Origin of the sequence: Ralstonia psammae (assembly GCF_958405935.1) — a bacterium.
GTDB lineage: Bacteria > Pseudomonadota > Gammaproteobacteria > Burkholderiales > Burkholderiaceae > Ralstonia > Ralstonia psammae.
In genome coordinates, this window is sequence record NZ_CATZBU010000010.1 from 120,890 (window position 1) to 145,102 (window position 24,213).

Genomic DNA, 24,213 nt, shown 5'->3' on the forward strand with positions numbered 1-24,213 from the left:
CTCGCGATTACCCCAGCAGCGATAACGCATCGGCCAGCGACAGCACCGTCGTGCGCGATTCAAACGCCGTGGCAAAAAGATGGTCGTGCACGACCTGGTCCGGGTCGTAGCAGCAGTCCTTCACGGTGAACAGGCGGTAGTCCGCATCGCTCGCGTGCGCAATGGATGACAGCATCACGCCCGTTGACGCCACACCCACCATGATCAAGGTATCGATGCCCTTGGCCGAGAGCCGCACCTGCAGATCGGTGCCGTAGAACACGCTGGCGCGGTGCGCGACGATGATCGATTCATCGGGCTGCCGGCCGAGTTCCGACGAGATGCGGTCTTCAACGAACAGCCCCAGTTGCTTGACGCCTTGCCCGTTCTTGTTCAGCGGGCTGACTTCCGGATAGCCGGGGCTGAAATGGAACTTCGCAAAATAGACGCTGACGCCCTTGGCCCGCGCAGCGTCGCACAGCTTGCGGGTGTTGGAGAGCAGCGTGGGCGCGACCGACGGAAACAACGCCATGATGTCGGTCTGGTAGTGCATGACCAACAACGCCGTCTGCTTGGGAACAAGCGCGAATGTCGACATAGGGCTACACGATCCGGAAGGGAGGGCGGTCGACTCTATCACGCGCATCTGTGTGAATGAATCGCCCCGGAAGACGCAGCACGCCATCAAGGCAGCACCCCGAAGCCGCCGCGTGTCGGGCCCTATAATCTCCGCTCCTCTGGTCCACGGCCCCACGCCCCAGCCTCCATGTTTTCTCCTCTCCACATCGCAGATCGATCAGCGCGTCGGGCCAGGAGGCTCTGGGCGAACTACGGCATCTTCTGGCTCGGTGCCGTTCTCGTGGGGCTGGTATCCGTCGCCTATGCAAAGCTCATCGATGTTGGTTTCGAGCTTTTTCGCAACATGGCCTCGCATGCGTTCTGGCTGCCGATCATCATCACGCCGGTGGGTGCGGCGCTTGCCATCTGGCTCACGCGCCGGTTCTTTCGCGGTGCCGAGGGCAGCGGCATTCCGCAGGTCATTGCGACGCTGGAGGACGGGCGACTGTCCAGCTCGCTGCTTTCGCTGCGCATCATGGTTGGCAAGATCGTGGTCTCGTTCCTGGGCATCCTCTGCGGCTTCACGATCGGCCGGGAGGGGCCGACGGTGCAGATTGGCGCATCGCTCATGTATGCCATGCGGCGGGGCTATCGTCGGAGCAGCAAGCACATCGAGCGACAACTCGCACTCGCAGGCGCCGCCGCCGGGCTTGCTGCCGCGTTCAACACGCCGCTGGCCGGCGTGGTGTTTGCCATTGAAGAACTGACGCGCAGTTTCGTGGCGCGCAACAGCGGCACGCTTATCACCGCCATCATTTTTTCCGGCGTGGTCGCGCTGGGCTTGCAAGGCAACTATCTGTACTTCGGGCGTATCCAGGCCATCGGGCAGTTTCATCTGGCGCTGGTGCCTGTGGTGATCGCCGCGAGTGTCATCTCGGGTGTGGCGGGCGGCGTGTTCTGCTGGCTGCTGCTCAACATACCCCGCTGGATGCCCGCGCGGCTGGTTGATCTTCGGCAAGCGCAGCCAGTGTGGTTTGCCTTCCTGTGCGGTATCGCCATTGCACTGATCGGGCTGGCTTCAGGCGGCATCACGTTCGGCAGCGGTTATGCAGAAGCGCGGGGCCTGCTGGAGACCCATCAAGCGCTCTCGCCGTTCTATGCGGTGCTCAAGTTTTGCGCGCTGATTGCGTCGTACCTGTCTGGCATTCCGGGCGGCATTTTTGCGCCGTCGCTGGCCATTGGCGCTGGGCTCGGCAACATCATGTCGCTTGCGACATCGGCGATACCGCTGCCCAGCCTTGCCGCACTCTGCATGGTGGGCTATCTGGCGGCGGTCACGCAGTCGCCCATCACATCGTTTGTGATCGTGATGGAGATGATTGACGGCCACGAGATGGTCTTGCCGCTCATGGCTGTGGCGTTGTTGTCCAGCCAGGTGTCCAAGGCGCTCACGCCGTCCTTCTATCACACGCTTGCGCATCGGTTTCGTGCAGCGGTGCCGCGCCCGGCGGCGCAGTGAGCGCGTTTGTTTAACGGCACAAGCGCACACTGACGGCGGAACGCTCGTCCCAATATCCCAATTCGTGCTCAATTAAAGAGCAGCACGCCTCGGCATGGGGCGCGCCGCACTTTTTTTGGTCTTTGCGCAAAAATTTTCTTTGAAATGTCATCGCTGATATTAACCCCTGTGGGGGCATGGATTTATTAATCGATAGCTGGCGAATATTTCTTTTCGTTAACATTCGTCCGCGGCAGGTATGTCTAAATCAATTGGTGCACCAAAACGCGCATCATCAGCGGCTTCAATTGTAAAAACATCGAACTTCGTAGTACTAAATATCTAGACACAATATCCAAGTTCGACTATTTTTCTCCAGACTTTAAAGTTTTTCCCTCTGCGCTTATCTCAGCCCCTACACATCTAGACGGGTGTGTGTACGAGTTAGCGCTCCTTCGTCAATAAGAAAGCCGCATCTACCGGGGGTACGGTAGCCATGAGCAGGACGCGCTACACGGTCAGGGCAAACGTTTGGGCAATCACAAGGTACCGGCGACGTGTCGATCCACGCCCAGCCCGCACAATTCATGTCGCTATCAAGTGGCCTTTCGATCCGCCCTGAATTCCCGCGCCCTTCGCGGCGCAAAGCCGTCGACCGCTGAACATTAGGCTCGGCAGGCCAGCATCCAAATCACGTTGTATTGAACGCTCCCAATCGGAGCGGAGAGTTGCTGCGTCCTCTTAAAGCCGTGTGGTCATCGGCCATTGCATTCTGGCAGTTCCAATCAATCGGGAACCCGCTGTCTTTGCGGGCGCCATGGGCGCGTTCGTCCTTATGGTTTGCGCCGCGCTATGGATAACCCATTTTTCCTGTTTTTTCTTAAGCTCACGGCGAGCGCGATGGAATCAATATGAACAAATCATATAAAACGATTTGGAATGAGGCGCTGGGCGCTTGGGTGGCCGCATCGGAACTCGATCGGGCGAAAGGGAAGGGCGGCACGGTCGTGCGGCGCGCTTGCGTGAACACGGCCGGCGGTGCGGTGACCTTGGTTGCGGCCGCTGTGGCGCTCTTGGGCTCCGTTGTCCCTGGGCAGGCATATGCGCAGGTGAACTGCTCTACGGCACCGTACAACTTCTACAGCGGCAGTTCGACGTGCGTCGGTTTCATGTCGACAGCGACGCAAGGCGGGTCCACGGCGGTCGGCTATGGCGCCAACAGCACAGGGCTTAACGCAGTGGCAGTCGGCTTTCAATCCATTGCCTCCGGGATCAATTCCATCAATGTGGGTGCGCGCACGGCGCCGGGTACGGGTGCGACTGCCCAGTCGGCGATCGGTATCGGAACGGACGTCACTGCCAGCGGCACGGGGGGCATTGGTATCGGCGTCCAAAGTGCCGCCAGCGGCAACGTGTCGACTGCCGTCGGCTCACAGGCCAAGGCAACGGGGGACAACACCGTTGCAATGGGCGCAAGCTCCAGCGCGTCTGCGTCAGGCGCGGTAGCCGTGGGCAGCGGGGCCGTCGGTACGCAAGTCAATGGGTTAGCCGTGGGCTCGGGAGCGGCGGCCACGGGCGCCAATGCCATGTATTTGGGCGCGCGCACCGCTGCGGGCACCGGTTCGAGCGGGACGGCGTCCATTGCGCTTGGCACCGACGTCACCTCCAACGCCGACTACGCCACCGCCATTGGTTTTAAGACGGTGGGCAGTGGAGTCGCGGCCGTTTCGATGGGTTATCTCGCCACCTCCTCCGGCACGCATGGGGTTGCAGTCGGCTTTCAGTCGGTTGCCACCGGCCTCAATGCTGTATATCTGGGTGCGCGGTCCGTTGCCGGCACGGGCGCGACCGCTGATGGGGCAGTCGCGCTCGGTACGGATGTGACAGCTTCCGGCCCGTCTTCGCTGGCGGCGGGAACCCTTGCGTCTGCCACGGCCCTGAATGGCGTGGCATTGGGGGCCGGAGCCGCTGCAAGCGGCACGACTGCTCTTGCCATGATGAATGGCGCCAACGCCAGTGGCGCACAGTCCATTGCGATTGGCGCGACGGCCAAAGCTTCAGCCGTAGACGCCATCTCCATCGGCAACGCTTCGCAGGCGCTCGCTGCGTCCACGATTGCATTGGGCGACACCAACACGGTGGCCGCCGCCGCTGGCACCGGCTCAATTGCCGGCGGCCACAACTCGCGCGTGAGCGCCGGCACGGGCGCCGTCGCGCTGGGTGAAGGCCAGACCGCAAGCGGCAACGGCGCGGTTGCCATCGGCGATCCGAACACCGCCACCGGCAATGGCGCGGTGGCCATGGGCGCCAACAACACGGCAAACGGTGATGGCGCGGTCGCCATCGGCAATAGCAACAACGCGCAGGGCACGGGCTCGCTGGCAATGGGCAATACCTCGTCTGCGGCGGCCGCTGGCGCCGTCGCGCTGGGGTCTTCGGCCACCGCCACCAACGCCAATGACGTTGCACTGGGCTCCGGCTCGGTAACGGCCGCGGCCAACCCGACCGCGAGTGCAGTCATCGCCGGCACCACGCGCAGCTTCGCGGGTACGAACCCGACCAGCGTCGTGAGCGTGGGCGCGCTCGGCGCAGAACGTCAGATCACCAACGTGGCCGCAGGGCGCCTGAGCAATTCGAGCACCGATGCTGTCAACGGCTCGCAGCTCTTTGCAACGAACCAAGCCATCGATGGTGTCTCGACCACGGTCAACAACATCCAGAACGGCGCGGGCATCAAGTACTTCCACGCCAACTCCACGGCGGCAGACAGCCAGGCCACCGGCACGGACAGCGTGGCCGTCGGGCCGCTCGCAGTCGCCAGTGGGGCGAACAGCGTGGCAACCGGCAATGGCGCGCAGGCACAAGCAGCCAACGCGTTGGCGCTGGGCGCGACTGCACGGGCAACCAATGCCGGTGACGTGGCACTCGGCTCCGGTTCCGTCACCGCCGCAGCCAACCCGACAGCGAGTGCGGTGGTGGCCGGCACCACGCGCAGCTTCGCGGGTACGAACCCGACCAGCGTCGTGAGCGTGGGCGCGCTCGGCGCAGAACGTCAGATCACCAACGTGGCCGCGGGGCGCCTGAGCAATTCGAGCACCGATGCCGTCAACGGCTCGCAGTTGTTCGCGACCAATCAGGCGGTGGACGGCATCTCCACCACGGTCAACAACATCCAGAACGGCGCGGGCATCAAGTACTTCCACGCCAACTCGACGGCGGCGGATAGCCAGGCCACCGGCACGGACAGCGTGGCCGTCGGGCCGCTCGCAGTCGCCAGTGGGGCGAACAGCGTGGCAACCGGCAATGGCGCGCAGGCACAAGCAGCCAACGCGTTGGCGCTGGGCGCGACTGCACGGGCAACCAATGCCGGTGACGTGGCACTCGGCTCCGGCTCGGTAACGGCCGCAGCCAACCCGACAGCGAGTGCGGTGGTGGCCGGTGCCACGCGCAGCTTCGCGGGAACCAACCCGACCAGCGTGGTGAGCGTGGGCGCGCTCGGCGCGGAACGTCAGATCACCAACGTGGCCGCAGGGCGCCTGAGCAATTCGAGCACCGATGCCGTCAACGGCTCGCAGTTGTTCGCGACCAATCAGGCGGTGGACGGCATCTCCACCACGGTCAATAACATCCAGAACGGCGCGGGCATCAAGTACTTCCACGCCAACTCCACGGCGGCAGACAGCCAGGCCACCGGCACGGACAGTGTGGCCGTGGGGCCGCTCGCAATAGCCAGCGGCACGAACAGCGTGGCCACGGGCAACGGTGCCCAGGCCGGCGGAGCGAATGCACTCGCGCTCGGCAGTAATGCGCGGGCCACGGCTGCCAACTCCGTCGCGCTTGGCGCAAACGCCACCACCACTGCCAACCTGGGCGCAGCCGCATACAACCCAGGCACGGCAGCGCTGGCGGGCACTTCCCCGGTGGGCGAGGTCTCGGTGGGCTCGGCCGGCAATGAGCGCCGCGTGACGAATGTCGCCGCGGGTTCGGCAGCAACGGACGCCGTGAACGTGAGCCAGTTGCAGTCGGTGCAAACGGAACTCACGCAGACGAAGAACGACGCACTCCTGTGGGACCCCACCGCCAACGGCGGCACGGGCGCCTTCAGCGCCAATCATGGCGGTACGGGGCCGAACATCATCACCAACGTTGCGCCCGGCGCGTTGAACGCCACCAGCACGGATGCGGTGAATGGCTCGCAGCTCTTCGCGACCAACCAGAACGTGACGAACCTCGGCAACACCATCAACAACATCCAGAGCGGCGCCGGCATCAAGTACTTCCACGCCAATTCGACCGCGGCTGACAGCCAGGCAACCGGCACGGACAGCGTGGCCATCGGGCCGCTCGCGGTTGCTGCTGGCGCCACCAGCCTCGCAGCCGGCAACGGTGCACAGGCACAAACGGCCAACGCGCTCGCACTCGGTTCGCTGTCGACGGTGTCGGTGGCAGGCGGCGTGGCCATCGGCTCGGGCGCCATCTCCGATCGAGCCATTGCCTCGGGTACGGGTTCGATTCCCGCAGGTAGCCAGGCCGTTCCGTTCAACACGTCGGATGGGACGCTGCTGGGCGCCGTCTCGTTCGGCAGCGCTGCGGGCAATACGTATCGCCAGTTGACCAACGTGGCCGACGGCACGGGCCAGCACGATGCCGTAACGATCCGCCAGTTGACCGGCGCGCTGCAATCGTTCGCGGTGACGCCCACGCTTTACTTCCATGCCAACTCCACGGCGGCCGATTCGCTCGCGGTCGGTTCGCAGTCGGTGGCCGTTGGGCCGACGACGGTGGTGAACGGTGACAACGGTGTGGGCATGGGCAACGGTGCGATCGTCCAGCAGACCGCGCCGGGCGGCATTGCCATCGGCCAGGCATCGACCTCCGGCCAGGCCGATGCCATTGCATTGGGCAGCGGGTCGACCGCAAACGGGGCGCAGTCCATCGCGCAAGGCGCCAACGCAAACGCCGCGTTGGCAGGCGGCATCGCCATTGGCTCGGGCGCAAAGAGCAACGCCGTCGACGCAGTGGCCCTGGGCTCAGGCGCTTCCGCCACGTTTGCCAACAGCGTTGCGCTGGGCGCCGGTTCGCTCACTTCGGTGGGCGCATTGACCAACTACATGGCGTTCGGGCTGACGGCGCCGCAGACGTCGTCGGGTGAGCTGAACGTCGGCAACCGCCAGATCACAGGCGTGGCTGCCGGCCGCCTGGGTACGGATGCAGTCAACGTGTCGCAGTTGCAGGCCGTCCAGCAGCAGTTGACGACGTACATCAGCAACAACGGCGGAACGTTCACCTCCACCTCGCCCAACGGCACCACCAACAACACGCCTCCGACCACGCCGGGCCCGAACTCTTCGGTGGGCGGCACGGGCGCAGTGGCGTCGGGCAGCAACAGCACGGCGCTGGGCAACAGCTCGCAGGCAACCGCCAACAACTCCACCGCCGTGGGTACCGGCGCAGTCGCCACGGGCAGCGGGTCAACGGCCATTGGCGCAGGCAGCAATGACGGCGGCCGCACGGACGTCGTATCGGTGGGCTCCTCCACCTTGTCGCGGCAGGTCATCAACGTGGCGGCCGGCACGGCACCCACCGATGCCGTCAACGTGTCACAGCTGAACAACGCCGTGACGCAAGCCAACAACTACACCGACAACCAAGTGGCGGGCCTGCGCAACAGCATCGACTCCTACCGGCGCGATGCCGACGGCGGCACCGCCATGGCCATGGCCATGGCGGGCCTGCCGCAACCGACCGGCCCCGGCAAGAGCATGGTGGCGGTGGCTGGCAGTGTGTACAACGGCCAATCGGGGCAAGCGCTCGGTATCTCTACGGTGTCGGAAAACAACCGCTGGATCTACAAGGCCGCCGTATCCACCAACACGCGCGGCACGTATGGCGCCGTGGTCGGTGCCGGTTATCAGTGGTGAGGCCAGCCGCAGCACCGCAACCACCGCAACGTGACTCTTTCGGATTCCTGATATGAACATGCGCTCATTCTCAGCCTGCATTGCAACGCTCTCGTGCATCTGCACCCTTGCAGCATGCGCGGGCCCCGGCCCCACCGATACATCGTTCCCCAAACTGGACACGGCGATGACGCCCGAGGGTTCGTTCCCCAACGTTGACCACCTGCGCATGGTCGAGCCCGGCATGACCAAAGGCCAGGTCTATGAACTGATCGGCGTGCCGCACTTTCATGAGAGCGTGTTTCGCGTGCGCGTGTGGAACTACCTGTTCCACTTCCGCAGCGCAGACAAGCCCGTTGCCTGTCAGTACCAGATTCAGTTTGACGACGACAACCGCGTGACTAAGACGCGATGGGCCGACCCGCAGTGCGAGACCTTTGCTCCGGCCAAGCCCGCACAGTAACCAGACAGATCGGAAGGAGAGTGGTTGATGAAACGTTTTAACGGCGCATTCAAGGTGGTTGCGGCGTGCGCCCTTGCCGCCGCTTCCGTGCTGGCACACGGTGCGGAAGCGGGCGACTCCGCAGACGAGTTGCTCGGCAACGCCGCGCTTGCGCTCAAGCGCATCGACGCGGGCGACTACACCGCGCTCTGGCAGCAGACCGCGCCTTTCGTGCGTGGGGTCTACACACCGGAACGCTTCGCCAGCGGGCTCACCCAGGCACGCAAGTCGGTGGGGGCTGTCAGCCAGCGCGGCTGGGCCTCCGTCACGCGGCTCACCTATACGCACGTCAAGGACGTCCCTGATGGCCTGTATGCGAACGTCGATTACGCAACGCGGCTGACCGATGGCCGCGTCGTCTACGAAAAGGTGAGCCTACAACTGGGTGCAGACGGGCATTGGTACTTCACCGGGTATGATCCGCGCCAGAACCAGGGGGCTGTGACACAGGCACAGAAGTGACCACGTTGCCCCACCAAACCAGCGCGGCGGAAAGAGTCCAATGACCGATTTGGATGCAACGGCAACGAGAGTCCAACGGTGTTTCGAAACGGGTGACCTGATCGAAGCATCGGGAAGCATTGCCGAGTGGCTGGCGCTGGCCCCCGGCAGTGCAGACGCGGCAACTGCGCAGGCGCACTTGCTGCGGCTGTGCGGGCGCTACCGCGAAGCACAGGAATGGATCGACCGTGCATTTGCGCGGGCGCCTGCGCATGGCCCGGCCTACGTTGAAGCCGCGCGCCTGGCGGCGCAGTTGGGCGACCTGGACAGCGCGCTCGACGGCTTCGCGCAAGCACATTGCGCCACGCCAGGCGCAGTGGACTGGTGGGCCGACTGGGTGGCCGTTGCGCAGCAGGCGCAGCGCACGGACATCGGCATTGAGGTCGCGGCGCTGTGGTGCGAAGCGCAACCCGCGGCCGCCCATGCGTGGTTCATGCTCGGCCTCATGCAGCAACATGCGGGCGCGTACGACGCAGCGCTGCCGGCGTACGCGCGTGCAATGGCGCTCGATGCCGACTTCCCGATGCTGCGCAGCAACCTCGCCGCGCTGCATTCGAGCCGTGGTGAACTGGCACCGGCCTTGCGCCTGGGCCAGGAGGCCATCCGGGCGGAGCCCAACAACCACCTCGCCTGGACGAACCTCACCAACACGTGGCTGCTGCTGCGTGAACCGGCCAATGCCTTGATCGCCGCACGGCGTGCTGCCACGCTCGCGCCTGCATACGGGCTGGCGCAACTCGCGCTCAGCAACGCCGCGCGCGAATCGCAGTTGTGGGATGAGGCGTTCGACGCCATCGTGCGGGGCGCGCAGGTGTCTGGCGCCGACCCGCAGATCCAGTTCTCGATTGCGATGTTGCAACTGATGCGCGGCGATTTCCATAACGGCTGGATCAACTTCGAAGCGCGCTGGCACGGCTCACCGGAGCTGAAGCATTCGCCCGAGTTTTGCGCAGAGCGCCGTTGGCGCGGCGAACCGCTCACCGGCAAGACATTGCTCATCTGGGGCGAGCAAGGGCATGGCGATGCATTGCAGTTCATCCGCTTCGTGCCCATGGTCGCCAAGCTGGTACGCGATGCGGGCGGGGCCGTGGTCTGCTGCACGTTCCCGCCGCTGGTGGACCTCTTCAAACGCAGCCTTGCCCCGCATGGCGTGACCATCCTGCCCAGCGATATTCCCGAGCTGCCGGGGTTCGACTACCAGATCCCGCTTGCCAGCCTGCCGCTTGCACTCGGCATAACGCTGGAGACGCTGCCGGCGCCTTCATCGTATCTATCGCCCGCACAGGAGAAGGCCGGCCACTGGCGAGCCCGGTTGCAGACCAACGCCGCGCTCAAGGTTGGCTTGGCCTGGACGGGAAGCCGCACGCATCAACGCAACCCGCTGCGCGCTGTGCCGCCGGTGCTGCTGGCCCGCGCGCTTGCCGGGCACATCGGCATTGAGTTCCACAGCCTCCAGAAAGACGCCCCCGAAGACGTCGCGCAACTGAAAGCCGCCGGCCTGCACGTTGTCGACCACACGGCCGAATTCCAGAGCTTTGACGACACGGCTGCGCTCATCAGCAATCTGGATCTGGTCATCACCGTCTGCACGTCGATTGCGCACCTGGCTGGCGCGCTTGGCAAGCCGACGTGGCTGCTGCTCGACGTCAATCCGCATTGGGTGTGGATGACGGAGCGCCAGGACAGCCCGTGGTACCCCACCGTCAGGCTGTACCGGCAACACGCCTATCGGGATTGGAGTGCGCCGCTGCAGGCGTTGGCAGTGGACGTTGGGCGGATGATTCCCGCCGACATGGCATCGGCACGCTGATCGGCGCGCAGGTTCCTCTTCCCGTCAGCAAACCACCTTTACCCCCGCCGCGCCGCCTCAATGGTGGCAATGTCGATCTTGCCCATCGTCATCATCGCGTCGAATGCACGCTTGGCCGCCGCGCGGTCCGGGTCAGTAAATGCCGCGGTGAGCGCGCGCGGCGTGATCTGCCACGACAGCCCCCACTTATCTTTGCACCAGCCGCACGCGCTTTCCTGGCCGCCGTTGCTGACGATGGCGTTCCACAGCCGATCGGTCTCAGCCTGGTCGTCGGTCGCAATCTGGAACGAGAACGCCTCGCTATGCTTGAACTGCGGGCCGCCGTTCAACCCCAGGCACGGGATGCCCGCCACCGTGAACTCCACCGTCAGCACATCGCCCTCCTTGCCGGCCGGGTACTCGCCCGGCGCGCGGTGCACGGCCGTGACCTTGCTGTCAGGGAAGGTTTGCGCGTAGAAGTTGGCCGCGTCGAGCGCGTCGCGGTCGTACCACAGACAGATCGTGTTCTTGCTGACCATGCGTGTCTCCTGAAGGGGCGGGCGCCGGCATGTGCGGTCGGGGCATCCCACAGCAGTGTTCTTGCCCCTTGCCCCGTTGAGTGATGTGGATGCCATTGCCGACGCTGGCACTCTCTCACACTCCTACCGCGGCGACAGGTACTGGTTCTCGTAGGGTGACGTGCTTGTCATGCCGGCTCGGCTCTCTATGACTACTGGAATGCTGGCGGGCAGTTTTGGATGTTCGCCGTCTAAGACAAGGACGAAGTGAACGACCTTTCCAGCGATGAGCGCAACGTGCTCGCGCAACTGCTGGAACGAGAAGTCAAGGCACGGAGCGGGCGATGAAACGAAACCTGTTTGCAGAATTGAAAGAGGGCATGGACGCGCTTGCCGCAGAACGCGAAGGCAAGACGACCCTCCGCAAGGTCAAGGCGCGAGCGCCTGAGCCGGTGGACGTGAGCGCCGAAGAGATCAAGGCTGTCCGCGCGGCAGCACATGCGTCGCAGGCTGTCATGGCGCGGCGCTTGCGCGTCAATGTGCGGACGTATCAGAACTGGGAGCAAGGCACCGCCAAACCGAATACACAAGCGGCGGTGCTCATCAAGTTGGTGAAAAAACACCCAGAAACACTGCAGATGCTCGAAGCGCTCTAATACGGCGCCCCAATAAAGAAGCCGCCTCGAAGGCGGCTTTCTTTTTTGCGTTGAGGACCCGCTCAGCTCGCGCCGCCCGTTGTTGAGCTGGCAGGTTCGGATGCGGGTGCCGTGCTCGGAGCAGGTGCCGCAGGCGCAGCAGCCGGTGCCGAAGCCGGTGCCGCCACCGGCACAGGCGGCGCGGCAGGCGTGGGCACCACGGGCGTCGTCATCTTCATCGGCTCGCCCTGCGGGGTGGGCGCGGGCTCGGGCAGCGGGGCCACGTGTTCCTTTTCCGCCGCCTTCGCGACCTTGTGGTCACGGCGGGCGGGGTCGACCTTCAGGAAGTGGTCCACCAGGTTGAAGTAGCGTTCGTAGAACACCCCCGCCGGAATCGTCTCGCTTGCCACCTTCACCATCGAATCGTCACCCGAGCCGATGGGCAGCGACACCGAGCCCAGGATGCTCAACCCCACACTGGCCGACGTGCTCGTCTTCTTGAGCGTGTAGCGGTCTTGCACCGCGTTCACGTAGGCCGTGCTGGACGTGCCGTCTGCATTGGCCTCTGCGCACACCACGTGGAACGAGATCACCACATGCGAATCGTTGCTCGGCTGGAAATTCTTGCTGCCGTCAATCGTGTCTGCGCGCGGCGAACTCGACACATACCCCTGGCTCAGCAGTGCCCGGCGCGCCGCCTCGCACGTCGCGTCAGATTTGGCGTGGAAGGTGCGCGCGTAGGGGCTTGCCGCCGCATCGAACTGCTCCTGTTGATAGAGCGGCGTGGGCGCAGAGCTGCACGCCGCCAGAGTGGCAGCGATGCTGGTAGCAGCGCACAAAACAGACAACGGACGGAAGCGGTAGGGCATGGCGTAGGGCAAAAGGGCTCGGCCGGATGGTGGAGCGGCCCGGCGGCGCCACTGCAGGCACGGCGCAAGTTTTGTGCGCGGCAGGCGGTGGCGGCGTGGGCGGGTGGCCGGGCGACATTATAAGTTTGTCGGGTGACGAGGGGGCGTCGCGAGGCGACCGCTTCAACGCTCAACAGACAGGCTCTGGATGCTGTAGTCGGTAGCCGGGAGTTCCTTGGGCACCGTGTGCATCGTCAAAAAGTAGCCTAGCTCCTCAACGTAGTACCCCTCGCTTGCACCTTGCGAGGAGTGATTGCATTTAAGCGCCCATGCGCGGCCTGCCAATGCGGGGTGGATGGTGTTTGCTGCCACGGGCTCGCCGATGGTGCAGGTCGTCTTGGATTTGATGGGCGCGCCGGTTCCGCTGCTCTCCGAGGAAAAGACGATCTCTGTATTGGGCCGCCATGCAGGAGCATCTAGCGTCAAACCAGTCGTGACGAACGTGCTTGTTGCTCCCGGGGCGCCGATGGTCAATTTAGAACTGAGTTCCACCAAGCCGGCCATTTCGTGGTCCATCGTAACGTTCTGCCGATAGATCGAATGTATGTGCGTCCGCCCGTCCTTCTTCGGCTGGATTAGGTGAACAACGGCCGGGTTGGTGTTGGATGTTTTTGCGTCTTTTCCGATCACCGTCAGTTTTGCGCTTCGTGCGGCATCGGCTACCGGCAGGATGGCCTGTAGTTTTTTAACCTCCGCAAGAACCTCGGCTGGAATGGCGCTGGCAGCTTCAACAGGCGCGGTGTTCAAAGGTGCCTTCGGCCGGATCGTTTGGCCGCCAATTCCAGAGAACGTTTCTGCATTGAGCGGCTTGCCGCACGCAATTGGTTTGATGGCACGCGCGTAGTCGTCTCCAGCGTCGAGAGGCTCATCTGCGCTCGTGTTCTCCACCATCGCGTCTGTTACGGCTTCGTCTGGGGTGAAGTCGTACCCGAACAAGACCCGGTACTTTTCTGTGCTGCAGTTGACTTGAACATGCAGGCGCTTGGAGTCGTATGGGGCGTGATAAGGGGGATCGACGTCGATTTCTGGATAGTCGCGGCGTGTCCAAAACGAAGTGGTCGCTCCTGATCGTTTGATGCTTGCGACATCAACTTGGATCAAGTCATTGGACGCAGTGCGTGCCACATTGACCAAACGCTCGTTCGGCAAGTCCAAGTGGCAGGCCCAGTCCAGAAGGGGGCGCTCAAATCCTGTGTCCGCTACCGGCTTGAAACGCGAAGGTGCGTAGCGATCAAATGATTCGTCACCATACGAGCGAGACGTGTATTGCTCGCGTACCGTGACATCACTCCACGGCCGTCGCATCTGTTGGCTAGCGCAATCAAACTCCACCGGTCCCACGGTTTCTAACAAATACGTTTTTTGCTGTGATCGCCAACGATTCATGAGGTAGACGCGGTTCCCAATCCGATGAGCGGATTCGACTAGATATGACAACGTTGGTACTGCGGCGATGGGTTCCCAAGAGGCAGCTTTTGCATGAAGGCAAGCAAAGGTACAAAGGAAGAAAACAACCGGGTTGGCAAGGCGTTTGGACATATAAATTGGTCTTGATGAGCCCGAATTTCTTCGAATGAATAGCAGTGGGCGGCTTGTCAGCCATCCCGGTAATCGATGGCGAGCACAGAGCTACGCCTTAGGTGCTGGCCGTTCCAACAACGGATTGAGAATCTGCTGCACCTCTGCGACACCAACAATCCGAGGGCCTTCTGCGACCTGAATCGTGCGACCAATCCACATCGTATGTGGATGCGCTTCGGGCGCCAGAAGCCAAACTTCGGCCTCGCACGGCTCATCTGTCTTTGCGACTTCAGCATTGACAAACTCGTGATGGGCGCTGGACCAATAGTCCGGTCGAATGCCGTAGATGGGGCGATACCCGGAACGCACCACCCTGGCGCTGCCCTCCGCGGTACGTGCGGTTAGGTGGAACTTAACGACGATGTCTGGCGGATGCGGGGGGCAGCTCATTTGTTGTGCTAATCGAACGCCACGTCATGGATTACAAGTTCGTTCTTCCCATATTGCAAACAGCGCGAGAGCGCCGAATACGAGTAGGAGTTTTTTGTAGAGACGCATATCGAGTTTCCTTAGTCCTTCACCCTGCCCGTACGCAACGCAACCGCCCAATCCGGCCGGCCCCGCTGCTCCGCAATCGCCGCTGCATCGTCCCACGCGTATTCGACCGCGCGGCACTCCGCGGACCACTCACCTTCCTGTTCAGTCACGATGGCATAGCGCGCATGCGGGCTGCCGGTTTCAATCGTGTGGGGAAAAGGATAGGCATCGCTATAGGCCTGCAGGCCGACGCTGCCCGGGTTGACGATAAAGCGGCCGTCCGCCAGCTTCATCGCGCGTGGCATATGGGTGTGCCCACATAGCACGAGCTTTGCGTCGGCATCTTCTGCGCGGTAGAGCACTTCATCGTGCGTCGCCGCGCGGCATCCTCTCTCAGAAAGCGATTCCAGAAAGTAGGTCTGGTCGTGCTGGGCAGACCCGTGAACGAGGAGGACATCGTCTTCGATGTACCGAAGCACGGGCAGGCTGGCAAACCACGCGAGCTGGTCTGGCCTCAACTGCTCAAATGCGTATTGCTCCGACGCGCCCATGCGTGACGGGTCGCCAGCAAGTACCTGCCTTTCATGATTGCCGCGAATGGTCGGCAGGTTCAGCGCCATCAAACGATCGACGGTTTCGCGCGGCTGTAGCGGGCCGGATGCGATATCGCCCAGGTTCACGATCAGATCGATGCCCTGGGTTTGAATGTCTTCCAGTACGGCGTCCAGCGCGGCCAGGTTGCCGTGAATATCGGAGAGGGCGGCGATTCTCATGGGGATGTTTTGCGTTGCGTCGTGACATAAGCCACGAGTCCCAGCACAAACGCACCGGCCACCCACGCGGCCTTGGTGCGGCGCATCGTGTAGTGCAGCTGATACGCGGCAACCATGTCCTGCTCTGTGGTTTGGAAGCTGAGGGCCATAACGGTGTGCGAAATAGGTGCCGCATCGTACCTGAGAGTTTTTGCGTGGGTAAGCGGCAAACGCCACGCACGTGCGAGCCATGCGGCCAACGCTGCCCGCGACATGCTGAATTGTTAATTCAGATTTTCACCAAACATAATTCCCCCGCCCAGACTCGATCTTTATCAACCGCCGCTCAAAAATCCCCCCGTTAACCCCACCAACGGGGGCAGCGCAATCCCGATGCATCGCCTATGCTGTTTCCCAATTAAAAACCGGCGCCCTGATTTGAAGCGGATTATCAGAGAAAGCGCCTAGTCCTAAATATCTAAAAGCATTAGGCCGGGGGCAGTGAATGGGGCGGAGGAGAAAGCAACAAGCATCCACCAGCGACGTGCTGTTGGCGCTGCCATGGTGGATGCTGGCGATTGGCTCGGGGGCCAGTTACCTGATTTTTCACAACATCCTCCCGGCGGCGTTTGCGGCCAACCCGCTGTTGGGCGGCGTCGGGATGCTGGCGCGCGGGCTGGCCTGGATGCCCGCGCTGCTGCTCGCCTTCTTTGCCGTGCTGTCGTACCTGCGCGAGCACAGCCAGCGGGCCGACGCCCGGCTCGGCCCCCCGCGCGCGGAACCGACTGGGCGAGCCCGCCCGCCAAAGGCGCCGCCCCAGCCCGCCCGCAACGCTGCGGGCAGCAACACGCCCAACCCGCCTAATCCCACTCGCAACACCACCCCGCCCCCGCAAGCCCCCACGCCGGCACAACCCGCCACGCCCCAGCGCTGGACGCTGGAGGCCATCCAGTCGCTTGAGTGGAAGCGGTTCGAGCTGCTGTGCGTGCAGTACTACGAACAGATGGGGTTTGCCGTGAAGACGGTGCCGCACGGCGCAGACGGCGGCATTGACGCCACGCTGTACAAGGCCGGCCAGAGCGCGCCCGTGGCGGTGGTCCAGTGCAAGGCGTGGTCCAAGCCCGTGAAGGTGGAACAGGTGCGGGCGCTGGGCGGCTCCATGCTGGCGCACAAGGTCAAGCGGGGCGTGTTCTGGTCTTTGTCCGGTTATGTCGGCAACCCGGTGCAGGAGTTTTCAGAGCTTGCCGGTATCCAGCTATTGGACGGGCCAGCGGTGCTTGAGCGCATCCGCGCGCTGGCCGAAGACAAGCAGGCCGCGCTGCTGGCAAAGGTGTTTGAGGGGGATTACTGGACGCCTTCGTGCCCGGCTTGCGGGGTGAAGCTGGTGGCGCGGAATGGGAAGAGTGGGGCGTTTTGGGGGTGCAGTAATTATCGGACGGGGTGTCGGTATACGTTGCAGATGGCGAGTGCCAGTTGAGCATAGCCGCGGACGTTTGACGGTTCTCCCCCCCGAACTGACTCGCCTATGTCCTCGCACTACCGAGGCGGACAAAAGGCAAACCATTTGGATGACAGTGCATCGGCCGGCCAGGGCGGCCGGTTAGCAATCAAGAAACTAGACCGAATCGGCATTCAGGAGCAGAACGTGCCCAACACGAGAATTGGATCGACCTGGAGCAAGTGGGATCTACACGTCCACACACCAGAGTCGATTGTCCACAACTACCCGGGCAACCCCGACGCTGCTTGGGAAGCGTTCTTTACGGATATCGAAGCACTGCCACCAGAGTTCAAAGTCATCGGTATCAATGATTACCTTTTTGTGGATGGCTATGAGCGCGTGCTTAAGGCGAAACGCGAGCAAGGGCGGCTCACCAACATCGACCTGATTCTTCCAGTTGTTGAATTGCGGTTGGATAAGTTCGGGGGAGTCGTCAAAGGCGACAAGGCTGGCTATGCTCAATCGAACTGGAGCAGGATCAACCTGCATGTGATCTTCGATCAAGTTGAGCCTGATCTCATACGCCAACAGTTTCTACCTGCGATCTCGCGGACCTACAACCTCGTTCCAGGGTCGCCCGGTCAGGGTAGTTGGGGTGGCGTGATTAATCGTGAGAATCTGGAAAGACTGGGGCGAGCGGTTATCGAATCGGTGCCTGCTGAAAATCGAGGTGATTTCGGTTCTCCTTTGAAGGAAGGTTTCAACAATCTAAACGTCAGTTTCGAATCCGTTAAGGATGCGTTAAATAACCAGCATTTAGTTAAAAAGCACTTGATAGCTATCGGTAAGACTGAGTGGGAAGATCTAAAGTGGGACGATCACACTATCGCAGAGAAGAAAACGCTAATAAATGACGCACATCTGGTTTTCACTGCGGCAGAAAACCCTGAAAACTATGCAAAAGGGCGTAAGAAACTGCTCAAGTCGAATGTCAACGCGAAGCTACTGGACTGCTCCGACGCACACGATCTAAGTCGCTCCAAAGAGAAGGATAGAATTGGAAACTGTTTCACTTGGATCAAGGCTGACACAACATTTCAGGGATTATTGCAAGCTGTCGATGAATTCGAGGATAGAGTCTTTGTTGGCGATATCCCACAGAAGCATCAGTTGGTCGATCGGAACCGTACTAAATTTATCCGGTCGGTAAAAGTGGCCAAAAAATCAGGAGCCTCATTAGCGGCCCAATGGTTTGACGTTGATCTTCCTTTAAATCCAGATTTGGTTGCCATCATTGGCAACAAGGGAAGTGGCAAGAGTGCGCTGGTCGACGTCATTGCGTTGGCGGGTAACACAAAAAACCACAGCAGTTTCTCGTTTCTGAACAATAACAGGTTCCGTAATCCACGCATGCGGCTCGCCCAGAATTTTGAGGGCACTCTATCTTGGTATGACAATGGGGAGACCGCGCGGGAGTTAGATAAAGATCCTGATCCCAGCAGTGTTGAGAGAGTCAAATACTTACCTCAGCGTTATTTGGAGGATCTGTGCAATGAACTAGGCGAAGGTGGATCTTCTACCTTTGATTCGGAGCTTCGTAAGATCATTTACTCGCATGTTCCGGAAGAGGATCGCCTGGGGCAGTCATCGATGGACGAGCTTCTGAATTTCAAGGTTTCGGAGATTAACCAATCGAGGCAGTCAGTTCTTCGCGAAATGTCGAAAGTAAATTCCGACATCATTCAAGCCGAAACGCGGTTGGCCCCTGAGTTCGAGCGCAGTCTTGAAGAGCAGTTGGCGGCCAAGAAAGCCGAGTTTGTGGCATTGGATGCAGCCAAACCACAGGAAATTGAAGATCCCAACGCGTCGGCACAAGCGCAGGCAGAGTCCAGAGAAGCAGCAGAGCAAATCGACAAGTTAGAGCGAGAGTTCCAAGAACTGGCGAAGGAGGACGCGAGGCTCAGGGACCAGAAGGCTCAGGCGGCCAAGCAACTGGCTTTAGCTAAGCGGATCGGTCAGGCGATCGCGAATCAAAAGAAGCAACACGAGTTGTTTCTCGGAGAGTTGAACGAACTCTTGGCGGAACTAGATCCAAAAATTGCTGCGGAGACTTTGCTCGAATTGCGAGTCGATACTGTCCCAGTCGAAATCATTGCTTCTGCGGCCGCCGCGGAGATGGGCAGGGTGGACAGCGCACTGCTAAGCGTGGAGCCCGGGAGCCTACTCAAGCGGCGCGATGAGGTGACAAAGGAAATTTTGGCTACCAAGGGTAAGTTAGACGAGAGGCAGAGACAGTTCGTCCGCTACAAGGAGGAGCTGTTGAAATGGGAGAAAGCGAAAGAGGAAATTGCTGGTGCTCGTGACAAGTCTGGAAGCATCGCGTGGATCGAGGCGGAAATCGAGTCCTTGAAGGTCCTTCCTGGACGGCTTATCGAACTCAAAGAGAAGCGCGCCAACTTGGCCAAGGAAGTTCATAGGCATATCGCAGATATGGTTAACGAGTACCGTAGGCTCTATGAACCCGTGCAGTCGTTCGTCAAATCCGCAGAACAGATGGAAATGAGCTTGCCTTTGGACTTTGAGGTGACGATCGACGAGACGGGTTTCCAAGATCAGTTCCTCAACCGTCTCAACAGGCAAGCAAGAGGCTCTTTCGCCGGTATCGATGAGAGCAACCAGAAAGTCCGGGCAATGCTGCAAGAGGCAGATTTTTCAACGCCTGACGCCGCCGTTGCCTTCGCGGAGCGAATTGACGACATGCTCCACTACGATCGTCGAGAGGGTGTCGGCAGGGAAACGAGATTAGCTGACCAGCTTCGTAAAGGCGTGGAGTCGCAGGAGATTCTTGCTTATCTGTATGGGCTTGAATATCTAGTACCTCGCTATTCCCTAACCTATGACGGGCAGGAGATTGGTCAGTTATCGCCCGGCGAGCGTGGATTGTTGCTATTGGTTTTCTATCTCTTGGTGGATAAGGAGGATATCCCCATTGTGATCGACCAGCCAGAAGAGAATCTTGATAATCAAACTATCTATCGTGTTTTGGTTAAGTGTATAAAAAAAGCCAAAGAACGTAGACAAGTTATTATGGTCACGCACAATCCTAACTTGGCCGTCGTCTGTGACGCAGAGCAAATTATTCATGCAAATTGCGATAAGGCCGCGCAGAGTTTTAAATATGTTGCGGGTTCAATTGAAAACCCGGATATCAAAGCAAAGGTTGTGCAAATTCTTGAAGGGACGGAGCCTGCATTCAAGAACCGCCAATCCAAATATCGGCTGTAAAGGCGCGGATTGGGAGCGCTTTGGTGGGTTATGTATTTTCATGGATCGCACCCCGTCGCGCCCATCCCTTGCAATGGCTTGAGAGGGATCTCATCACATCCAACTTGTGCCAAAACCGCCATACCCGCTAAACTCCCCCCGCTGCGGCAACAACCGCAGCCGGGACTGCAATCCCGAATTCAACTATTCCCGTGAGTGCCGTTATAGCCCTCGCGTGCCGTCGTTCGTCCTCATGGGCGGGCCCGGCAGGGAGGGCTTCGGCCCTGCCGGTTTTGGAATAGTTGATCGGTATTGCAGACCTTGTCGTGTGCCCGCCCACCCTCACCGGTGGGTGGCTCCTCACTCAACCAGAGGGCAAGACAATGGATCAACCGAACCAAGCCATACCCATCCCACGCGGGCATCCCCCGCAATCTGTCATCTCACCTGCATCACGCAGAGTCCTCCGCCCGGAGGTGCCCGATGAGCCTTGATAACAACATCTTGTATTTGCAAGGCGCCCTGAGCGGGCGAGATTTTCTGCGGCGCACGCAGTTGAACATGAAGCTGCATCGGCGGTTCGAGCCGAAGACGCTGCGCTGGGAATATCAGCTCCATATCAAAGACAAGCCCGCCGAATACCAGGCCGGGTTTCTGGATGCGATTGGGGCGTACATGCTCAGCTCGCTAGACGGCGTGCAGATTGACTTGTACCGGTGGGAAGTCCTGCACGTGCTGGAACGCGCGAATCAGCAGAAATAAGAAAAACAGCAGCAAACGCGACCCCGAGACGGGCGGGGGACGCCAGCCAGGGCGCAACGCCCAACCCTTTACGTGCCGAGCCCAGCGGGCCCAAGCACGACGCTTAAAGGCCCGACCGCAACGGTCCGTGGCCCATACGCCGAGCCCCAACACCCAAACGCCGCTCTCAGACATTCAACATGTCGAGCGCAAACACGCGCGCGCCGAGTCCAGAGGCTCGACTGCCGCGCTAACACTGTCGAATGCCGGGCTTAGAGGGTGAAGCGCCGCGGTCCGAGGTCCAATCAGTCGGAGCGAACACCGAGCGCAGAGCCGGGAAAGTGGAGTTCAGAACTCGAAACGCCAGCCTCGGAGGGTGAAACGCCAGCCTCAGAGGGTGAAACGCCAGCCTCGGAGGGTGAAACGCCAGCCTCAGAGGGTGAAACGCCAGCCTCAGAGGGTGAAACGCCAGCCTCAGAGAGTGAAACGCCAGCCTCGTAGGGTGGAACGCCAGCCTCGGAGGGTGAAACGCCAGCCTCAGAGGGCGGAACGTCAGCCCCGGAGGGTGGAACGCGAGCCTCGGAGGGTGGAACGTCAGCCTCGGAGGGTGGAACGTCAGCCTCGGAGGGTGGAACGTCGAACTCGTCGCCGCATTGCCCACGTGTCGCAACCTTACGCACACGGCGATAACAACACCGGATCGATGGTGGTGTCCTTATCCGTGATCAGCCCTTTCAATGCGCCCATGTATGAGAAGTACTGGGCAGCGGCACTGTCATCCAGTTTGGCTGGCACGGGCAGCAGGGCGGCAATCTTGGGGTTGACGAGCCCATGTGCTGACAAGCTCAGGTTGCCCTTGAACTTGCTGGCATTGCCGCTGGCCGAGAGAAAGCCAAACAGGTTGGCTAGCGAGATCGCTCCGCTACTGGAGTGGTAGTTGATGTCCAGCCGGATTGAGATGCCGTACTTGTTATTGCCATCGCTGCGGTACTGCTTGAACGAGTAGATCGTCAAGAAATCCTTGTCCTCGGCGCTGGCGCTGTTGGTCAGCACCGTCAGTGTGCCGTCTGCCTTGACTTCGTATGTGGTGAGCGTGGCTTCAAACTCGTTGAGTTGGTCGCCGTTGATCAGCAGGTCTTTGGTGGTTGATGTTGCCGTCAGGTTTTGCGCTTTGGGCACGAACAAGGCTTTGGCTTCCTCCACCTTGATGGATTTGTTCTGCAGCGCCGCTTGCGTCGTGCACTGCTGTGCGGCCGATGCGCCAGCGGCCCAGGTCAGTGCGGGTGCGCTTGCCAGCAACAGCGCGCCAGCCCCGGCATGGAACTTATGCATGGTGTTCATGGTGCGACCCCTCCCTATGTTTTGAGTGCGTATGGGTCCTGCGTAAGACGTGATGCCGCCATACAGGCGCGTGGTGTATCGCGCTCAGTTTTGCGCTTCGACTGTGGGTGAGCGGAACGGCCAGCGGGCCTTCAGCTCTTCCGGGCTGCCGTAGAAGACGTTGATGTCCATGTAGCGATCAGTGCCCGGCACGTTGTACAGGCACTTGCCGGTTTGCTTGCAGTTCTGCTCGCTGGAAAACTGCCAGAGCGCATAGGTGGTCCAGACCCCTTTGGGGAAGTCGGTGACCGTGCTGAGGTAGCGCGCATACCAGAGCGGTGTTTTGGAGAAGACCGTCGCCTTGCCGCTCGCCTGCTCTGTGATGATGCGGGTGGTGTTGTGGTTGGTGTAGAAGACCGGATAGCGGCCCGTCTGCCGCGCGATGTAGTCGATGAAGGCCTTGGCATCGGCAAGCGACATGTCGTGCGATGAGGTGCCTTCAATGTCCAGCGCAATCACCTCGGTGTCGGCCGGCCGCGTGACATCGAGATAGAACTTGGCCTGCGCGATGGGGTCGCCCGGTCTGCCGAGGTGATACGAGCCCCAGAGATAGCCGCGCTTCAGCGCTTCGGTTTTGCGCTCCTGGTACTTCGCGTCGGTCTCCATCCCTTGGGTTGCGCGGTGGATGATCGCCACGACGCGCTTGTCCTTGGCAATTTCGTCCCAGTTGAGTTTGTCATTCCCTTCATATGGGTCAATGACAATTGCCCGGTTGCCGTCGTCCCAGGGCTTCGTAAATTCGTCGTTCTGTGCATGGCCCGCAAGCGGGGCAAGCGTGCACGCGCACAAGAGCGCCAATTTCCCGAGTGTCATGCCCCGTCCCCTATCCCGAAGGTCTGCGGCTTGGGCGCCGCTTTTATGAGACTGGTGCACGGGTCTTCCGTCCGAAATCCCCAGAAAGAGGGGGTAGCCGAAAGGAGGTGGACTGGACTTTGATCAGCCTGCCTTACTCCATGGCGTGGCTTTTGGGCTTTTTTGTAGCCCACGCATCGGCGGGAGGCCAAGGCACATCGCCCAACCCTTCACGTGCCGAACCCAGCGGCCAAAGCACGATGCTCAAAGGCTTGAGCGCAAAAGCCAGGGACCGCCTAGCCGCGCTGTGCCCTAGACCAGAACGCATCGGACGCGTAATGTCGCGCCGTACGGGCGTCGCTTGGCTCACTTAGCGGCCACGTTGGTAAAGCGTGGCCAGCTCTGTGCGGTTTCGTGCACCCATCCGCGAGAGCAGTTGGCGCATGTGGGTTTTGACGGTCTCGACGCTGATATGCAGCCGTTGCGCAATCTCAGAGTTTGAGCGGCCGCAGGCCACCTCTTGAAGAATGTCGCATTGGCGGCGGGTAAGGGGCTTGGGCTCCAGCGTGGCGGGCGATGTGTTGGCCCCCATGGCGCTGGCCGGCACAGGCGGTTTCAATGCGCCGCTCAGCATCTGCTGTACGTCTTCCAGGGCCATCGGCTGCAACTTGGGCTGCGAAGGCAGCCAGGTGGAGTCGTTGAGTAGCGAAGTGTCCAGGAAGATGACGGCCAGCGATGAGGGAAGAACGTCCCAGCGCGCAACCATGGCGGTCGATGGAAGGCCGGGACGGCATGGATCCGGCGGACTGGTCGACGATCGTGTTCGCGCTGGCATGCGGGTTCCCCTTCGAACGGCTATAGGCGATGTGAGTTATGGCGGCGGGGGTGACGGCTCGCGGCCGCGGCAAGCAGTCCTCCCCAGGCGCACTATCGCAAAAGCGGGTGGCATACAACCATCGCTATGGATAGCGATGGGCAGCGCGGTGGGGGTGCGCTA

At 61.2% G+C, this 24,213-nt stretch carries 18 protein-coding genes; 9 read left to right on the plus strand and 9 right to left on the minus strand.

Going from position 1 to position 24,213, the window contains the following annotated elements; translation table 11 throughout:
- Positions 1 to 7: 7 nt before the first annotated feature.
- Positions 8 to 577: a cysteine hydrolase family protein gene (locus tag R2N16_RS18705; RefSeq protein WP_316667377.1), complete on the minus strand. Its 570-nt coding sequence runs from the start codon at positions 575 to 577 to the stop codon at positions 8 to 10.
- Positions 578 to 745: 168 nt separating this feature from the next.
- Between R2N16_RS18705 and R2N16_RS18710 the strand changes: the two genes are divergently transcribed.
- From R2N16_RS18710 to R2N16_RS18730, 5 genes are all read left to right on the plus strand, one after another.
- Positions 746 to 2,056, plus strand: a complete 1,311-nt coding sequence (locus tag R2N16_RS18710) for a chloride channel protein (protein WP_316667379.1) — start codon at positions 746 to 748, stop codon at positions 2,054 to 2,056.
- Positions 2,057 to 2,946: 890 nt separating this feature from the next.
- Entirely contained in the window at positions 2,947 to 7,956 is a 5,010-nt protein-coding gene (locus tag R2N16_RS18715; RefSeq protein ID WP_316667381.1) for a YadA-like family protein, read from the plus strand.
- A 52-nt stretch (positions 7,957 to 8,008) separates the two neighbouring features.
- Positions 8,009 to 8,398 carry an outer membrane protein assembly factor BamE gene (locus R2N16_RS18720; protein WP_316667383.1) on the plus strand — a complete coding sequence of 130 codons (390 nt, stop codon included), beginning with the start codon at positions 8,009 to 8,011 and terminating at the stop codon, positions 8,396 to 8,398.
- A 27-nt stretch (positions 8,399 to 8,425) separates the two neighbouring features.
- Entirely contained in the window at positions 8,426 to 8,899 is a 474-nt protein-coding gene (locus R2N16_RS18725; protein ID WP_316667385.1) for a DUF4019 domain-containing protein, read from the plus strand.
- A 40-nt stretch (positions 8,900 to 8,939) separates the two neighbouring features.
- A complete protein-coding gene (locus R2N16_RS18730; protein ID WP_316667387.1) occupies positions 8,940 to 10,748 on the plus strand; it encodes a hypothetical protein in 1,809 nt (602 codons plus the stop codon).
- A gap of 38 nt (positions 10,749 to 10,786) precedes the next feature.
- On the opposite strand, the gene R2N16_RS18735 is transcribed toward R2N16_RS18730, so the two are convergent.
- A complete protein-coding gene (locus tag R2N16_RS18735) occupies positions 10,787 to 11,266 on the minus strand; it encodes a VOC family protein (protein WP_316667388.1) in 480 nt (159 codons plus the stop codon).
- 323 nt (positions 11,267 to 11,589) lie between these two features.
- Here R2N16_RS18735 and R2N16_RS18740 point away from each other — a divergent pair, with 323 nt between their 5' ends.
- Positions 11,590 to 11,901, plus strand: coding sequence for a helix-turn-helix domain-containing protein (locus R2N16_RS18740; RefSeq protein ID WP_316667390.1), 312 nt, complete (start codon positions 11,590 to 11,592; stop codon positions 11,899 to 11,901).
- A 62-nt stretch (positions 11,902 to 11,963) separates the two neighbouring features.
- On the opposite strand, the gene R2N16_RS18745 is transcribed toward R2N16_RS18740, so the two are convergent.
- From R2N16_RS18745 to R2N16_RS18760, 4 genes are all read right to left on the minus strand, one after another.
- The gene (locus tag R2N16_RS18745) at positions 11,964 to 12,749 is read right to left on the minus strand and encodes a DUF2242 domain-containing protein (RefSeq protein WP_316667392.1); all 786 of its coding nucleotides are present in this window, start codon (positions 12,747 to 12,749) and stop codon (positions 11,964 to 11,966) included.
- A gap of 162 nt (positions 12,750 to 12,911) precedes the next feature.
- Entirely contained in the window at positions 12,912 to 14,327 is a 1,416-nt protein-coding gene (locus tag R2N16_RS18750; RefSeq protein WP_316667394.1) for a surface-adhesin E family protein, read from the minus strand.
- A gap of 551 nt (positions 14,328 to 14,878) precedes the next feature.
- Positions 14,879 to 15,619, minus strand: a complete 741-nt coding sequence (locus tag R2N16_RS18755) for a metallophosphoesterase family protein (protein ID WP_316667396.1) — start codon at positions 15,617 to 15,619, stop codon at positions 14,879 to 14,881.
- Positions 15,616 to 15,768 (minus strand): hypothetical protein, encoded by a 153-nt coding sequence (locus R2N16_RS18760; protein ID WP_316667397.1) that lies wholly within the window; start codon positions 15,766 to 15,768, stop codon positions 15,616 to 15,618. The genes R2N16_RS18755 and R2N16_RS18760 overlap by 4 nt, the downstream gene beginning before the upstream one ends.
- 335 nt (positions 15,769 to 16,103) lie before the next feature.
- On the opposite strand from R2N16_RS18760, the gene R2N16_RS18765 reads away from it, so the two are divergent.
- From R2N16_RS18765 to R2N16_RS18775, 3 genes are all read left to right on the plus strand, one after another.
- Positions 16,104 to 17,075 carry a restriction endonuclease gene (locus R2N16_RS18765; RefSeq protein WP_316667399.1) on the plus strand — a complete coding sequence of 324 codons (972 nt, stop codon included), beginning with the start codon at positions 16,104 to 16,106 and terminating at the stop codon, positions 17,073 to 17,075.
- A 48-nt stretch (positions 17,076 to 17,123) separates the two neighbouring features.
- A complete protein-coding gene (locus tag R2N16_RS18770) occupies positions 17,124 to 20,324 on the plus strand; it encodes a TrlF family AAA-like ATPase (protein ID WP_316667401.1) in 3,201 nt (1,066 codons plus the stop codon).
- 462 nt (positions 20,325 to 20,786) lie between these two features.
- Complete coding sequence (locus R2N16_RS18775) at positions 20,787 to 21,065, plus strand: hypothetical protein (protein ID WP_316667403.1); 279 nt, start codon at positions 20,787 to 20,789, stop codon at positions 21,063 to 21,065.
- A gap of 651 nt (positions 21,066 to 21,716) precedes the next feature.
- On the opposite strand, the gene R2N16_RS18780 is transcribed toward R2N16_RS18775, so the two are convergent.
- From R2N16_RS18780 to R2N16_RS18790, 3 genes are all read right to left on the minus strand, one after another.
- A complete protein-coding gene (locus tag R2N16_RS18780) occupies positions 21,717 to 22,385 on the minus strand; it encodes a hypothetical protein (RefSeq protein ID WP_316667405.1) in 669 nt (222 codons plus the stop codon).
- Between the two features lie 84 nt (positions 22,386 to 22,469).
- Positions 22,470 to 23,237, minus strand: coding sequence for a glycoside hydrolase family 25 protein (locus R2N16_RS18785; protein ID WP_316667407.1), 768 nt, complete (start codon positions 23,235 to 23,237; stop codon positions 22,470 to 22,472).
- A gap of 349 nt (positions 23,238 to 23,586) precedes the next feature.
- Positions 23,587 to 23,982 (minus strand): helix-turn-helix domain-containing protein, encoded by a 396-nt coding sequence (locus tag R2N16_RS18790; RefSeq protein WP_316667409.1) that lies wholly within the window; start codon positions 23,980 to 23,982, stop codon positions 23,587 to 23,589.
- Positions 23,983 to 24,213: the final 231 nt, after the last annotated feature.

What these genes read in the sequence shown, in the direction of transcription:
- R2N16_RS18715 (WP_316667381.1), top strand. Translation starts at nt 2,947, where the DNA reads ATGAACAAATCATATAAAACGATTTGGAATGAGGCGCTGGGCGCTTGG.
- R2N16_RS18720 (WP_316667383.1), top strand. Translation starts at nt 8,009, where the DNA reads ATGAACATGCGCTCATTCTCAGCCTGCATTGCAACGCTCTCGTGCATC.
- R2N16_RS18755 (WP_316667396.1), bottom strand. Translation starts at nt 15,619, where the DNA reads ATGAGAATCGCCGCCCTCTCCGATATTCACGGCAACCTGGCCGCGCTG.
- R2N16_RS18785 (WP_316667407.1), bottom strand. Translation starts at nt 23,237, where the DNA reads ATGACACTCGGGAAATTGGCGCTCTTGTGCGCGTGCACGCTTGCCCCG.
- R2N16_RS18745 (WP_316667392.1), bottom strand. Translation starts at nt 12,749, where the DNA reads ATGCCCTACCGCTTCCGTCCGTTGTCTGTTTTGTGCGCTGCTACCAGC.
- R2N16_RS18775 (WP_316667403.1), top strand. Translation starts at nt 20,787, where the DNA reads ATGAGCCTTGATAACAACATCTTGTATTTGCAAGGCGCCCTGAGCGGG.
- R2N16_RS18765 (WP_316667399.1), top strand. Translation starts at nt 16,104, where the DNA reads ATGGGGCGGAGGAGAAAGCAACAAGCATCCACCAGCGACGTGCTGTTG.
- R2N16_RS18790 (WP_316667409.1), bottom strand. Translation starts at nt 23,982, where the DNA reads ATGGTTGCGCGCTGGGACGTTCTTCCCTCATCGCTGGCCGTCATCTTC.
- R2N16_RS18760 (WP_316667397.1), bottom strand. Translation starts at nt 15,768, where the DNA reads ATGGCCCTCAGCTTCCAAACCACAGAGCAGGACATGGTTGCCGCGTAT.
- R2N16_RS18750 (WP_316667394.1), bottom strand. Translation starts at nt 14,327, where the DNA reads ATGTCCAAACGCCTTGCCAACCCGGTTGTTTTCTTCCTTTGTACCTTT.
- R2N16_RS18740 (WP_316667390.1), top strand. Translation starts at nt 11,590, where the DNA reads ATGAAACGAAACCTGTTTGCAGAATTGAAAGAGGGCATGGACGCGCTT.
- R2N16_RS18705 (WP_316667377.1), bottom strand. Translation starts at nt 577, where the DNA reads ATGTCGACATTCGCGCTTGTTCCCAAGCAGACGGCGTTGTTGGTCATG.
- R2N16_RS18780 (WP_316667405.1), bottom strand. Translation starts at nt 22,385, where the DNA reads ATGAACACCATGCATAAGTTCCATGCCGGGGCTGGCGCGCTGTTGCTG.
- R2N16_RS18735 (WP_316667388.1), bottom strand. Translation starts at nt 11,266, where the DNA reads ATGGTCAGCAAGAACACGATCTGTCTGTGGTACGACCGCGACGCGCTC.
- R2N16_RS18725 (WP_316667385.1), top strand. Translation starts at nt 8,426, where the DNA reads ATGAAACGTTTTAACGGCGCATTCAAGGTGGTTGCGGCGTGCGCCCTT.
- R2N16_RS18710 (WP_316667379.1), top strand. Translation starts at nt 746, where the DNA reads ATGTTTTCTCCTCTCCACATCGCAGATCGATCAGCGCGTCGGGCCAGG.
- R2N16_RS18730 (WP_316667387.1), top strand. Translation starts at nt 8,940, where the DNA reads ATGACCGATTTGGATGCAACGGCAACGAGAGTCCAACGGTGTTTCGAA.
- R2N16_RS18770 (WP_316667401.1), top strand. Translation starts at nt 17,124, where the DNA reads ATGTCCTCGCACTACCGAGGCGGACAAAAGGCAAACCATTTGGATGAC.